Here is a 13,588-nt window from a genome sequence, read left to right on the forward strand (position 1 = left end):
GGCTCAGCGGTCAGTTCGGGAGATCAGTCCGCACAGGGCGTCGTAGAGCGGGTGGTAGAGCGTGCGGACCAGGGCGGGGTCGGCGGGGTCGGCGGGGTCGGCAAACGATTCGGGTGTGGTTTCGTCGTCGAAGTAGGGCGCGAGGACGTCGCGGAGCTTGATGAGCAGGCCGTGGTCGTTGCGTCGGCATCCGCTGCGGGTCGCTGCGGCGGGCGGGGCCCCGGCCTCGGCCAGTGCGGGGGCGAAGGCTGCGTCGACGAATACCACCCGCGCGGGCACTCCGCCGCGCACCAGTCGGCCGATGACCTGCCAGATGGTGACGAGTTGATCCCAGGCGAAGGAGGTCTTCTCCGCGTCGTTGAGCTGGGAGTAGATGTAGCGTCGGGACAGCAGGCGGCGCCACTCCTTGCGAGCCGCGAGGCGGAAGGCGAGCCCGGCGGTGTCCATGCCCGCTGCGTCGGCCACGAGTTTGCTGAAGGTTCCCGCCTCGGCATCCGGCTGGTTGCGGACGAACCTGGTGGCCCAGTCGTTGATGGCGAAGACGGCGAGCGAGAGGTCGTCGGGGCGCGGGTGGGGACGGGCGAGGAAGAGGACGGTCCCGAAGGCGGCTTTGTGGCTCTGGTTGAGGATGTTGTGGCCGCGCTCGATTGCCATGAGGGGGGCGACCAGGACTTCGGCGTCTTCGTCCTTGGCGAAGGCGGCGAGGTCGCCGCGGCGTACGGCGGAGGCGCCGGTGAAGTCTCCCGTGGCGGTGTCTCCGGGGCCGGCGTGGTCGAGCTCTGCCTTGTCGGAGGCGAGGACGCGGACCTTTCCGCGCCAGCGCGGCATGTGTTCCAGGAGGTCGGCTGCGATCCTGGCGTCCTGGTAGCTGCCGACCAGGAGGAGGGCGCGTCGGCGTTCTCCGTCCTCGATCTGCCGTAGTTCTTGGTCGAGGGGCGAGGTGCTGCCCGGGGCCGACTTGCCGAGCTGGGTGACCATCTGGGCCAGGACCCGTTCACGGGTGTCGAGTCGGGCTCCGGAGAGGGTGAGCGGGGTGCCTTCGCCGTCGTAGAGGAACAGCGTGGTGAACAGGGTTTGCCGGATGGAGTCGACGGCGGCTTGGTGGGGTTTGAGGATCGCTGTGACTGGGGCCATGACGTGTGCGCGGGTCGATGTCCCGGCCCAGCTGGTGCCGGACATGAGCAGGACGTGCGGTCCGGGACGGCCTGCTGTGGGGTCGGCTCCCAGTGCGGGAAGGTGGAGCAAGAGCTCGCGGCCGACGCCGGCGCAGCGGAAGAAGCGCAGGGTACCGCTGCGGTGTTCGTCGCCGTCCGGGCCTCGCTCCGGGTCTTCGGGCAGGTACTGGAATCCCAGGACGTTGCCCATCGGGGCTTCCGGCACCACCGGCGCGTAGTCGAGGGGCGGTCTGCGGGAGAGTTCGTTGTCGGCGGTGTCCAGGTGGAGAGCCGCCTCGGCCTGCGGCCACAGGAAGGTGACGCGTTCGAGGCGCTGATGCAGGGCGGCCAATACCAGGGTGAACTCAAGGCGTCGGGCTTCTCGTTCCAGCCAGGGCTCGCTCCCCCAGGTGTCCACAGGGTCCCGGGCGGGTTTCCCCGGACCGGGTGGCTCCTGGCGCAGGGAACCATCCAACAGTGGGGACCCGGTGAGCAGGGTGTCGAGCACGGAGCGGACACGTTGGCTGGTCGCTGTCTGGTCGAGGTGGTGCAGGAGGGCTCCGGCACTGCGGATCAGGGCGTCGGTGAGGTCGTTGTGCGGGCCGCGATCGCCGAGCGGGTCGTCGCGGAAGGCATCGAACGCCTTGGTGACTTCGCTGCGCCGGATGTCCCAGGGCTCGGTGTCCGGGGTCCGTGGCAGGGGTGTGTCACCGTCGGCCGTGTCCTTGGAGTCGTACACCTCGGCGTCGGAGGAGGTCTCGTCGGGGAGGAGACCGGTGGTGCGCGAACGGGGGTACCACTCGTTGACGAGTTTCTCCTGGAGCGTCCAGGCGCTGAAGTATTCGATGTCCGCCCAGCGGCGAAGATCATGGTCGGTGATCAGCCGGCGGTAGAGACGGTTGGCGGCGATGTGGACCAGGTCCAGAGAGGCTGACCAGCGTTCGACATCGCGGGCCGAGAGGGGCAGCCGGCCTTGCCGAGCCAGTTCATCGATCTTGTGGATACCGAGGCGGTCGAGCCAGGAATCAGGGCCGCGCACGATCAGCGTGGCGGACGGGGCGAAGGCGGTGTCGAGCTGCATCTGTACGCGGTCTGCCTCGTCGACGATGATGATGTCGCTGCGCAGGCAGGCCAGTTCAAGGTGCCTGAGGCGTTCGGCGTTGAGGTGGTTGGGGACGGCGCTCTGCAGCAGGCTGGCCGGGTTGGCCACCCAGATCAGGGCATCGACCAGCTCCCGGTCGGGGGCATGGCGGGGGCAGACGCTCCACACCGGACAGCCGTGGTCGGACCGCGCCATCTCGCTGTCCGCTGCGGGCGTCTCGGACAGGTCGTGCCGGTACACGGGCATCGGGATCTCCCCGACAGTGGTGGGCCCGGGCTTCTTGACCGGGTGCAGTTCCGTGCAGGGGGCGTCGACGTAGCGCAGGGGTTCGGCTGCTTCCAGTCCGCGCTGCGCGTCGAGGACACACACCGAGCTCAGATCGTCGAAGGCTGGATCATCATGCTGGAGAAGGGAGGCGTGGCCGCGCGCGGCAAGGCGGCGGTGCAACCGGGATGCGTGCTGCTCTCGGGTGGTACCGCCGATGACGGGAGCGGCCTGCAGGTCCAGGTCGCGGAACTGGCTGACCACGGTGAGCTGTTCGGCGACGTCACCGACGACCAGAGTGGTGCGCAGCCCTTTACGTGCGCCCCAGACGGCGATGAGGTGCATCAGGGTGCTCTTGCCCGCGCCCACCATGCCGACCAGATGGAGCAGGCGGTCCATGCGGAGAACCGAGGTCTTCTCAAAGCGCAGTCCGTCGGCGGACAGGGCGTCGAGTTGCAGGTCCGCCAGCCGTCGCACCCAATGGCCACAGGTGAGGCCGCGGGCCGTCTCGGTCTCCTCCATCCAGCGGGCGGTCTCGGCGAGTTCGGCCAGCGGAATGTTCAGGGGACGGCCTGCGGTGTGCGGGACCTGGCTCAGGTCATGGCCGGTCGCCGACGGGAAACACAGCTGTTCGGGGATGGTCACGGAGGCGGGCCGGTGCCGCTCGGTGAACCGGGCCTGGCCCGCCGGGGCAGGCGGCAGGTGCCGTTGGTCGAAGTGCGGAAGCCGGGACAGCGCGTGCTCGAACCTGTCGAAGCGGTCTGCGGCGATGGTGGGTTCGACGCGCCGCGCTGGTCCTCCTCCTTCGGGCAGCCGGTAGCCGCGGAGCCGTTCGGGTAGCTGGACGTACGTCTCCAGGCACTGGTGCCACATGCGGCGGCGGCGCAGCTTCCACAGCAGGTGGCGCGCCACATCCAGCCGGGCGCTCTGTGCCGGTGTGGTGGCGATGCCCGCGGCTGCGGCAAAGGGGTAACCGCCTAGGAGGGTGTAGACGCCATGGGCGTCGCCGGACGGGTCGAGACTCTCCATCAGGTAGAGGCCGAGTTCCACCTGGCAGAGCAGCGAGGGGTTTACGTCCTGGTGTTCTTGGGGCCAGACGGGCTCCAGGGCTTTGGCCAGTTTCTGGTACCACTCGCTGCTGTTACGCACTCGGGGATCCGTTCGTCGGGGCGGGGTCCGTCAGGTGGGGGCCGTCGGCCCCGCGGAGGCGGGCGGTCGCGAGGGCGACGAGCCGGTCGTCGGTGCGCAGGGGCAGACCCTCGGCGGAGGCGGGTCGGTTGCGGTGGTACGTGCCGAGGTAGTCGCGGTGGGCTTCGGTCTGTTCGCGGGGGACCACCCAGCACGCTTCGTCGTAGGGCGGCTCTGGGCGAACGGGTTTCGCGGACCGGCCAAGCAGTCCGGGATGCTTCCAGTCCTTGACGTCGATGGCCCAGATGTGCCCGTCGGGGAAGGTCACCCGCAAGTCGTAGGCGTCGAAGCCGGGCCAGAGCTGGACCTCTAGCCCTAGCGTGCGCAGTCGGGCTTCCAGTTCGACCTCGGCGCGTCCCGGTCCGGTGACGAACTGCCGTAGTGGCCTTACAAGTTGCAGCAGTCCGGTCACGTCGGCTCCGGTCAGGGTCCGTCCGTGCGGTGGTGCGCCCCGGCGTCGGCACCGGTCTCTCTCGCACCACCACGCGCCGTCGGCGAGCGGCGTGAGCAAGGTCAGGCAGCGGCCGCAGGTGACGTAGCCGCCCTGGAATTCGTAGGAGGCCGGGACCGGGGCGTAGCACTGGTCCAGCAGTTCTTGTACGGGGGCGAGGGAGAGGTCGGTCTCGGTCTCGAACCGTTCCACTCCGGTGAGTACTGGTCGTTCGACCAGGAGCCTGCGGAAGGCGACGTAGGACTCGGGTGATGATGCTTTGCGGCACAGGCGCATGGCCGTGTGAATGACCTCCCGGTCGAAGTGTGCGGCGCCGGCATCCTTGCCGCGGATCCACCACTCGTGGCAGAGCTGGGTGGGAACCCGTGCCTCGGGGTCCACCAGGTAGTCGTCCGGTCCTAAAGAGTCCGGCGGCAGGTCCAGGGGCCAGTCCTCCAGGGGGCGGCTGTGGCACCAAAAGAGCAGTTCCGGCAGGCTTTTCGGGATCTCCTCGACGCCCCTGAGGAGGCAGGCAAGGACGGTCCGGTCGAGGGCTCGCTGGGCTTCCGCCGGGTAGGGCAGTTTGAAGGAGGAGAGCGGGCCAAGGTCGGCGAGCTGGATGACGGCGCCGGCCAGCGTACGGACGAGGCGTACGTCGGGGAAGTCGAGCCAGTCACCGTGCTGGGCGGCGTGGGCGTCGAAGGCGGTGGCCATCAGGAATCCTGCCTTGTCGGAGCGAGGTGTTCGATGCCCGCGCGGCACCATTCGAGGGCTTCGCAGCCGTCGCAATGCCGGCCTGGAGCGGTCGGGTAGTCCTGGTCCCAGGCCCACGGCTGGGCGAGTTGCGTGATCACTTCTCGCGCTTCGTCGACGGTCCCCGGGTGTGAGGGGTCCAGTTCCTCGAAGGTCACGTCGTCTGTGTGCAGCAGCTCGAGCTCCACCCGGGAGCGCGCCGTGTCTCCGCCCAAGACGCCGGTGGCCAGCATCAGGACGCCGAGCGCCAGCTGGGGGTAGCGCTTCAGCAGCGGCTCGCCCTCATAGAGGTATCTGCTCGCGGTCTTGGTCTCCCGCCAGATCCAGCCCCCGCGGCGGGTGTGGAGCAGGTCGGGGGTGGCTATCAGCACGAGGTCGAGTCCGGGGTCGTAGCAGACCGCCTGGTGCTGCACCCGCACCTCTTCTTCGGCGGCGAGGCCGTCCAAGGGGCAGTAGAAGGCGTGCTGTTCAAGCATGGCGGCACCGTCGAGTGCTTCTTGACCGCTCAGGTGCAGACCGCCGGCTCCCCAGGAGTCCGGGTCCGCCGGGCCGGGAAGGGTCTCGCAGCTTCGGTAGGGCGTGCTGGCGTGCCGCTGGTTCAGAATGTCGTCGACCACACGGCCGCGCCGGACTTCTGGGCTCTCGGGCGTCGAGGAGCGCAGCTTGAGCTGCCGGGTCGCGTGGTATTTCGCCGGGCAGTCCCGATAGGCGCGCAGATCAGTGACCGAGACGCTGCGGCGGGGGCGTCGGCGCTTCGGCGGCGTAATGCTCAGCAGTTCCGGGCTGTGCGGGAGGGCCTGGCAGCCGCTCAGCGCCTTGCAGTCGATGCAGCCGGTGCCGGGGCGGGTCCCGGTCCCGTCGATGGCCTGGAGTAACGAGGGCCACCCCGCCGCCGTGAAGTGCTGACGCGCTTCCTGTCTGTTCCAGTCGAGCAGTTCGTTGTGCTTGCCGTCTCCGCAGCCGAATTCGATGACCCGGACGTGCTCGGGCAGGACGGCGCGGTGCTGGGGAAGTTCACCGAAGGGGACCGGGGTGTGCCGCTTGCGCCAACCTCCGACCGCGGGACGCCCTCGCGCCGCTACGTACGCGGCTACGGCCTTTTCTGCTTCGGGTCGGTCGTCCTTGGCAGTGCCGAAGGTGAACAGCCACAGTTCCCTTGTGGAGCCGTCGAGGGCCGCGTAGCGGCGCCCCCAAGCGGTCATCTCATAGGTGTCCGCGCCCCGGGAGTCGACCAGGCCCGGATCCGTGCCGACCACCCATACGTCCCGGACCGGGACCGTGCGCGGCAGGTCGGCGGCCTGGCGGGCGTGCTGGTCTGCCGCTCTGGCCGCCAGATAGCGACGGACCGCCTCGGCTGACCAGGACATCAGCAGGGGGTGCGCTTCACGGCGCCGGTAGAGCCCGAAGGTCCCATTCGTACGCCGGAGTTCCCCGATCACCCACTCCGGATCCTTGCACTCGTGTTCAATCAGGTCGAGTGCATCCATCAAGACCTTGAGCGTGAAGTCTTGTAGTTTTTCAGCGAGTTGAGGGGGTTCGGGATCTGCGATCAGCATCGGCCGGGCGTCGTTGGCCCGCTTCGCGGGGCAGTCCCGGGGGTCCAGGCGCGCCGCGGCGAGGTTCGTACGCACCAGCCTGATGTCACCACTGGTCCCGGCGGGGCGCGGCCCACTGCTCACGGTCTCCTCCAAGCAGTTCGAACAAGACGGCCCGATACGGCACCGCCGAGCGGGCGCACCGGGTTCCGGCATATCCAGCATGACACAAAACATCTGTGAACTCAGTCCATGCACAACTCGACCTTCGGTCGCTTTACACTGGGCGCATCCGCCACGCAACGTCCGGCGGAACCGGGAACTCGCCACCGTCGCGCCTCTCCTGTGTGCCAGGGGCGGGACGCTTCACAGGCAAGGGGCGGCATGAAGAAGGATGAGGTGCTGGGCGGCCGGTACAAACTGCTCAAGCACCTGGGCAGCGGCGGCATGGCCGTGGTCTGGCTGGCGAGGGACCTGGGGGACGACAGGCTCGTGGCCGTCAAGCGCCTGCGCACGCAGAACGAGCTCCTGGACGCGCTCGACGATGACGAGGCACACGACGAACTCCGGCGCATGCGCGGCCGGTTCCGGCGCGAGGGGACCCTTCTGGGAAGGCTGCATAACAGGAGCATTCCCGAGCTGTACGACCAGGGCACTCATCACGCCGAGCCCTACCTCGTCATGCGCTACGTCAACGGCAAGCCCCTGCACCGGTTCTTGGAGCAATACACCCCCACCATCGAGGTCAGCGCGGCCATCGGGGTTCAGATCGCCGAGGCCCTGACCTGCGCCCATGACCTGCCGGTGGTGCACCGCGACCTCAAGCCGTACAACTTGATCATCGATGAGAACGGCGTGGTCGTCCTCATCGACTTCGGCATCGCCAAGCCGCTCTGGCCCGGCGTCACCGACTACACCCAGCACGGATCCACCGTCGGCAGCAGAGGGTACGAGGCCCCGGAGCAGATCCTGGAGCGCCAGATCACGCCGAAGACCGACCTGTATGCGCTGGGCTGCGTCCTCTACCACCTGCTGACCGGCCATCCGCCGTTCTCTGGGGATGGGCTGAAGGACCAACATGTGCATGCCGCGCCGATCCCGCCGACCTGCCATGTGGGGCACATCCCGGCAGAACTCGAGCGGCTGGTACTGAAGTTGCTGGCGAAGGAACCGGAGGACCGGCCGGTGGACACCCGCATGGTCGCGGAGGTGCTGCGGAAGTACGCGCCGCGTCCAGGTGACGCCGCCCCGTCCCCCCGGCTAGAGCCGGACCCGACGCGTCCGTTGCGCTTGCCCGACGAATACGACCTGCCGGCTGCGCCCGCGACACCGGTGGCTGCGTCCAGTTCCGGCAGGAGACGACGCGGTTCCGGGTTCCTCAGCCGCCGGATGTTTCAGGAAATCACCACCGAGGCTGCAGCGGAAGTCGAATCCGGCGAGCCGACGAGTGCGGTAGACAAGCTGCTGGAGCTGTTGCCCGCTGCCCGCCGGGATTGGGGCGCCTTCGACCCCGGCGTCCGGACGGCTCTGCGCGTGGCCGCGAACGGCATGCGTGTGGCCGGGCGCTGCAAGGAGGCGATCGCGCTCTATGAGGCCCTGGCCCTGCGGGCTGAGGGCAAGGCGAGCCCGGATGATCTGGCCGACTACCTGGAGGGCACTCTGGGTGCGGCGGAGTGCCGCATCCCCTTCGGTGACTTGCTTCCGGCCGCGGCGGCGCGGGCCATGGTGCTCGAGCAGATGGCCCACGTCACGGGCCCGCGTGCCCAAGTGCTGGCTGAGCGGTGCCGAGAGGTGGGCATCGAGCTCGAGGAGCTGGGATTCGGTATCTAGGCGATCTTACGTAAGTTGCCATCTGCGCACTCTCCCCGGCAATGCGAGGCGGCTTGCTCACGGGCGCAAGGAGTGCAGCTTTCCCGCAGCGAGCCCGTCTCCGAGGTTCCGCACGAGAGCCTCGCCCATCGATGCGACCGAGCGGAGCGACTCCTCAAGTGCGAGGAGTTCCCTGAAGGCCGCCGCGTACGGCCGCTGTTCAGCAAGTGCGAGCTGGAGCACCTGTAGCTTGCGTACGTCGATGCGGGCTGAGCTGGAGGTGTGGGAACCCGCTTGCCGCGCGTTCGCGGACGCGCGCAGGCAGCCTGCCAGGAACCAGGGGTCGAGGACTTCGGAGTCCGGGCGCAGCACGTAAAGCTGGGGTCCGAGCACCAAGGGCGTGTCCTCTTGGACCCAGACGCGATACGCCCTCTCGACACCCGCCACGACGACATCCCCTGGCTCGGCCACGGTGAACGAGCCCGTACTGGCGCCCCGCTCTACCTCGGACTGGGCGAGCCAGCCTCCCGGCTGCCCCCCCAGGACCAGGTCGGGAACGCTCAGGGCCGGTACAGCGCCATCTGGCAGCGCGTCGCCGTGCAGTAGTCCACCGGGGAGCGTCTGCCCCTGTTGCAGCTTGAGAGCATGGGCACGGTGCAGGTCCGCGACCGTGATCGTGGACACCGCCTCGCTACCCGCCGACAGGTCGATTGCCGCCAGGGACCGGGAGTGATCGCGCACCTCGTCGAGCAGGCCGCCCAGGCGCCCCCAGGACTCTTGGAGCTTGGCCTGGGCCTCCACGGCCGTCTCCGGTGCGTGGCGGGCCGGCGTGAGATCTGCCTGCCCATCGAGCAAGTCCATCACGGGAACGGTGACACACCCCTCAGGCAACTGCTTCCCTGCTCCTGCCTTCGTTTCTCCAGACCAGTCATAAGCACGTACCGCATCGAGTACGCGGCCGGTCAACTGCGGCCAATCGATGCTTTGAGCCCCTCTCGTCGCCCCATGCGATGTGGCTGCATCGAGCAGAAACAGGCGTTCTCCGGAAGCGGCGCTGCCCTCGGACACGGGCATCCGGAGAATCCACAACTGGAGTGAGACGCTGTACGGTTGCGCGGCTCCGGCCGGAAGTGCGACGACTCCCTGCAAAGCGCCCGTCCGCAGCAGCGCCCCACGGATGCGCCTCCCTGCGCGCCGGGAGGCCACCGCCGGCGGCAGCAGGAGTACAGCCACACCGCCTGGCGCCAGTCGCGCTAGCGCGTGCTCAATCCAGGCGAGTTCGGGCTCGGTCCTCGGTGGCAGGCCGTAGACCCAGCGGGGGTCAGTGGCCAGTTCCTCATGGCCCCAGTCGCGTGCGTTGAACGGGGGGTTGCACAGGACGATGTCGGCCCGGACACCGCCGTTTGGGTCCGCGCGAAGCGAGTCACCTGCCCTGATCCTCACACCGCCGCCTCCCCCATCCGCATCGGCGAAGCCCAGCCGCACTGTCGCCAGCGCGGCAAGTACCGGGTCGAGTTCGGTACCGATGAGCACCGGAGTCCCAAGATCGGCATCGGCGCTTCGCTCCGCCATGCCCTCACTGGCGGCTAGGAGCAGCCCGCCGACACCACAGCCGGGGTCGAGAACGGTGATCCGCCCATCCGCACCCCGGCGCTCCTCCGCCCTGACGGCTAGAGCAACGTCTGCCATCAGCCGGGCGAGTGGGGCTGGGGTGGTGCCGACCTGCCGTACATGGGCGTCAAGCCAGCGCGTGAGCAGGAAGGTGAAAGTCTCCCGCTCCCCTTCGCATCGTGCGACGTCGACCGTCTCCTTCATCACGCGAGCGGCCTCGTCCAGAAGCAAGGAGTACTCGGGGGCGGCCTGATCCTCGCCTGCCGCAGCAAGCAGGCGGCGGCCGGCTTCGGCCAGGGCCGCGCCCATCACCGCACGATCCCCCAGGGCCTCGTAGTGCGGCCACAGCCGCTCGCACAACCCGATCCGCTCGATCTTCCCTTGGGCGTACAGCCACTGTTCGACGTCCGCAAGGGAGAACTGCGGGCTGATGTCTGTACCGCCGACCGGCATCGGGAACGAGGCATGGCGGCGTCGCCAGTTGCTTACCGCCGCTCGACCCACACCCGCGATGCGCGCGATTCCCGCCAAGGTAACGGGCGCATCGTTGGAGTCTGACATGTGGTTCTCCGGGAGGGGGGCGACTTTCGGACGGTTCTGACACGGGATGCCGACACCGTAGCTCAGCCGCCCCCGCCAGGCCAATCATTGACTGAGTTCACAGGCACTTCGTCGATCGCGCGCTCTTCCACGGCTACTCCGTGCTCAGCCACCCGACGGGTGTCGGACTCACTGTGCTTCCGCCCCCATCGGGATGGGCGTGGGCCGTTCAGTTGTCGCCGTACCAGTTTTCGCGGAGGTCGATCACTTGGTCGTGCAGTACGTCTCGCCTGGGGTCTGCGGGGAGGGCGGCGATGCGGGCGAGGAGGGTGTCCAGTTCTCCGAGGAGGGCCGGGTCACCGTCCTGCATTCTGTCGATCTTGGGCTCGATGACCGTGGTCAGGTAGTTGCGCAGCACGGACGCCGTGCTGCCCGGTGCCGCGGTCGAGGGGGCGGGTTCCCACTCGTGTACGAGGTGGTCGGCCGGGCGGTTCAGAATCCATCCCGCGTAAGCGCGGTCCGCGAAGACGAGATCCAGATACGGTGCGATGCGCAGGCGCAGGATGTCGTGTACGGGAGCGGGCGGCCTGCGGTGGGCGCACACCAACTGGTCGCCGGATTCGCTCACCCACCTGAGCGACGTGGGCTTCGCGTCGAAGTTGGCCTGGGTGAGGGCCGTCATGCTCCCGGCGGTGGGGGGGACCTCGGTCCAGGCGTGCGGATCCCAGCCCGCGGGTGCTTCCTCGGGAACCGTGAGCGTGCAGCCTCTGAGTGATCGGTCGCCTTTGTCGAAGCGGAATTCGTCGTCGCCGGACCACAGCCAGTCGACGCTCCCGAATGTCTCGGACAGGAGCACCTCGTGGCTGGGCTGGCCGGTGTGCGGAGATGCCGTGACGTATGCGCCCGACAGGGAATAGCGGGGGGCATGGGCCAGGGGGCGGTCGGTGAGGGTGACGGCGAAATCCGCTGCCAGATCGAGTCGCATGGTGGTTCCTTATCGAAGCTCTGTCGCCGGAGGCAGAGAGCCGCCCTTGGGAGTGGGGATGCCGCCGTTGACGATCTGCTCGCGTTTGACGGGCGGTCCGGGGTCGTTTAGGTAACCCGCCCCCATGCGGCGGCGCCGCTGGTCTTGCCCTTCTTGATGCGGCGTTCGCAGTAGTCCTGGGTGCGCGGGTCGACGCGCAGACGGGTGACCCACTCGACCAACCCGGGGAGGGCAGGTCGAGTGCGCCAGGCGCTTGAGAAGTGAGTCAGATGCCACCACCCTCAGAATGCTGCAGTGGTCGGGTCCCAAGGGATCTGAGCTCGCTGCGCCTGGGTACAGCCCGAGGTGACCTGCCCCAGCGACGCCGAGGGCGAGACCAGGAGAGGCTGTGTCCAGCTCTGGTGGGCCTCGATCACTGAGCAGAGATCGCGACTCGCGGCGGTAGTACCCACACGAGAAGTGGAACTGGCGTGTCTGAGCGGACACTAGAGGTTGTGGCACATACCAATCGAGCACCATCCGGCGACGCAGGAGCTTTTGAAGAGCTGTTCGATGCCCACGCGCGCTCTGTATACGCACATGCCCTGCGCATGACTGGAGACTGGGCGACAGCCGAAGACGTGATGTCGATCACCTTCCTGGAAGCCTGGCGTCTGCGCGACAAGTTACGCAGCGACGTCTTACACCCCCGAGCCTGGCTGTTGGGCATCGCAACCAACGTGCTCCGAAACAGGGCCCGCGCCGCACGTCGGCACCGCGCAGCGATGGAACGGATACCTCGAAGCGATCGTGTACCCGATTTCTCGGACGAGGTCGTCGACCAGATGGCCGATGGCGAACGGCTCGCCGCGGCCAAGAGAGCCCTGGGTCGTCTTCGTCGCACCGAGCGCGAGGTGTTCGGCCTCGTGGTGTGGTCTGGGCTGGGATACGCAGACGCAGCCGCGGCTCTCGGTGTGCCTGTCGGCACGGTCCGCTCGCGCCTGTCCCGCGCACGGGAGAAGCTCCGCAAGTCACTCGAAGCGGAATCGGCGGAGAACGGTCGGTCTCTGGAACCCGTGCGGGCCAACGGACACAGAGAAGGCAGTGGGAAGTCCGCAGCTTCCGTCAAGGGGAGGAAACCATGACCACCGGATCTACGCCGCAACAGCATGATGCAACTGAGTCCGTCGAACGGGACGAGCTCGCCAGGCTGGTGCCGACTCCGCCGTACCGAGACATTGATGCGGATCGCCTGCTGCACCGCAAAGCGCATGTGTTGCGTGAAACGACCACTCCGGCAACAGGGCCGAACAAGTCGTTCCGGTCACGACTGCCGCGTCGCCGCTGGGCTGTCGTTCTCGCCTCAGGAGCCCTTGTGGGAGCCGTCGTCACCGGTGTGAGCGTGTTCGGCGGATCACCGCCCGACACCACTCCGCCCGCTAGCGCGGAATCGGCGCATCTTCTGGAACGCGCCGCTCTGGCGGCTGCCCAGAAGCCAGGGGGGGCGGTTCGGCGTGACCAGTACACATACGTCCAGACGGTTGGACGCAGTGCCGTGCTCTCCGAGGGGCCGGACGGTCAGATGCAACGAAGCAGCAGGGATGAGGGTCTGGAGCAGTGGACCTACTCGGACGGAAGCCGTGCGACGGTGCAGAGCCGGGCCGGCGGGCCCCTGGTCACCTTGGAACCACCGGGCGCGGCCTCCATGAACTCGCCCTCCTACAAACTCCTGTCCGGCCTACCGACCGAGCCCGGCGCCCTGCTCGAAAGGGTCTACCAGGACGTGAGGCGCAATCACGGTGCAGACGACGATCAGGAAGCGTTCGTCACCATCGGAGACCTCTTGCGTCATTCCGTCGCACCTCCCGCAGTCAGCGCCTCCCTCTACCGGGCCGCTGCCCACATCCCCGGCGTCGTACTGATTTCAGACGCCGTTGACGCAGCAGGTCGGCACGGAGTGGCAGTAGCAAGGGCACATGACGGCGAACGAAGTGAATGGATCTTCGACGCGAACAGTCTCCGCCTCCTGGGGGAACGAACCGTCCTGGTGAAGGACGGGCCTTGGGGTACGGCGGGCAGCGTCGTGACCTCCATCGCGATCGTCGGGCGTGGCGTTGTGGACAGCCCCGGACAGCGTCCCCACGCGTAGCAGGGCAGCGGCGAAGCGCGGGTCCCTGTTTGGCCGGTCTTTGACTGACGCCCCAACACCCCTCTGGCTACGTTGATTAACGAAAATCG

The 13,588-nt window shown here is 68.1% G+C and carries 8 protein-coding genes; 3 read left to right on the plus strand and 5 right to left on the minus strand.

Going from position 1 to position 13,588, the window contains the following annotated elements; all coding sequences use genetic code 11:
- Positions 1-3 precede the first annotated feature (3 nt).
- From AB0G17_RS30875 to AB0G17_RS30885, 3 genes are read right to left on the minus strand one after another with little or no spacing between them, the layout of a single operon-like run.
- Positions 4-3,669 carry a hypothetical protein gene (locus tag AB0G17_RS30875; RefSeq protein ID WP_361389875.1) on the minus strand — a complete coding sequence of 1,222 codons (3,666 nt, stop codon included), beginning with the start codon at positions 3,667-3,669 and terminating at the stop codon, positions 4-6.
- Positions 3,662-4,852 carry a hypothetical protein gene (locus AB0G17_RS30880; RefSeq protein WP_361389877.1) on the minus strand — a complete coding sequence of 397 codons (1,191 nt, stop codon included), beginning with the start codon at positions 4,850-4,852 and terminating at the stop codon, positions 3,662-3,664. The genes AB0G17_RS30875 and AB0G17_RS30880 overlap by 8 nt, the downstream gene beginning before the upstream one ends.
- The gene (locus tag AB0G17_RS30885) at positions 4,852-6,570 is read right to left on the minus strand and encodes a PD-(D/E)XK nuclease family protein (RefSeq protein ID WP_361389878.1); all 1,719 of its coding nucleotides are present in this window, start codon (positions 6,568-6,570) and stop codon (positions 4,852-4,854) included. The genes AB0G17_RS30880 and AB0G17_RS30885 overlap by 1 nt, the downstream gene beginning before the upstream one ends.
- A gap of 240 nt (positions 6,571-6,810) precedes the next feature.
- Here AB0G17_RS30885 and AB0G17_RS30890 point away from each other — a divergent pair, with 240 nt between their 5' ends.
- Positions 6,811-8,256: a serine/threonine-protein kinase gene (locus AB0G17_RS30890; protein ID WP_361389880.1), complete on the plus strand. Its 1,446-nt coding sequence runs from the start codon at positions 6,811-6,813 to the stop codon at positions 8,254-8,256.
- Positions 8,257-8,313: 57 nt separating this feature from the next.
- Here AB0G17_RS30890 and AB0G17_RS30895 read toward each other — a convergent pair whose 3' ends face one another.
- Together AB0G17_RS30895 and AB0G17_RS30900 are read right to left on the minus strand one after the other, a co-directional pair.
- Positions 8,314-10,407 carry an N-6 DNA methylase gene (locus tag AB0G17_RS30895; RefSeq protein WP_361389882.1) on the minus strand — a complete coding sequence of 698 codons (2,094 nt, stop codon included), beginning with the start codon at positions 10,405-10,407 and terminating at the stop codon, positions 8,314-8,316.
- Positions 10,408-10,615: 208 nt separating this feature from the next.
- Positions 10,616-11,371: a hypothetical protein gene (locus AB0G17_RS30900; RefSeq protein WP_361389884.1), complete on the minus strand. Its 756-nt coding sequence runs from the start codon at positions 11,369-11,371 to the stop codon at positions 10,616-10,618.
- A 494-nt stretch (positions 11,372-11,865) separates the two neighbouring features.
- On the opposite strand from AB0G17_RS30900, the gene AB0G17_RS30905 reads away from it, so the two are divergent.
- Entirely contained in the window at positions 11,866-12,495 is a 630-nt protein-coding gene (locus tag AB0G17_RS30905) for an RNA polymerase sigma factor (RefSeq protein WP_361389886.1), read from the plus strand.
- A complete protein-coding gene (locus tag AB0G17_RS30910) occupies positions 12,492-13,499 on the plus strand; it encodes a CU044_5270 family protein (RefSeq protein ID WP_361389888.1) in 1,008 nt (335 codons plus the stop codon). The genes AB0G17_RS30905 and AB0G17_RS30910 overlap by 4 nt, the downstream gene beginning before the upstream one ends.
- Positions 13,500-13,588: the final 89 nt, after the last annotated feature.

The sequence above is a fragment of the Streptomyces sp. NPDC023838 genome (assembly GCF_040639555.1).
In the GTDB taxonomy this organism is placed as follows: domain Bacteria; phylum Actinomycetota; class Actinomycetes; order Streptomycetales; family Streptomycetaceae; genus Streptomyces.

Excerpts from the sequence above, each read along its gene's own strand:
- AB0G17_RS30880 (WP_361389877.1), bottom strand. The coding sequence starts at position 4,852 with ATGGCCACCGCCTTCGACGCCCACGCCGCCCAGCACGGTGACTGGCTC.
- AB0G17_RS30890 (WP_361389880.1), top strand. The coding sequence starts at position 6,811 with ATGAAGAAGGATGAGGTGCTGGGCGGCCGGTACAAACTGCTCAAGCAC.
- AB0G17_RS30895 (WP_361389882.1), bottom strand. The coding sequence starts at position 10,407 with ATGTCAGACTCCAACGATGCGCCCGTTACCTTGGCGGGAATCGCGCGC.
- AB0G17_RS30900 (WP_361389884.1), bottom strand. The coding sequence starts at position 11,371 with ATGCGACTCGATCTGGCAGCGGATTTCGCCGTCACCCTCACCGACCGC.
- AB0G17_RS30910 (WP_361389888.1), top strand. The coding sequence starts at position 12,492 with ATGACCACCGGATCTACGCCGCAACAGCATGATGCAACTGAGTCCGTC.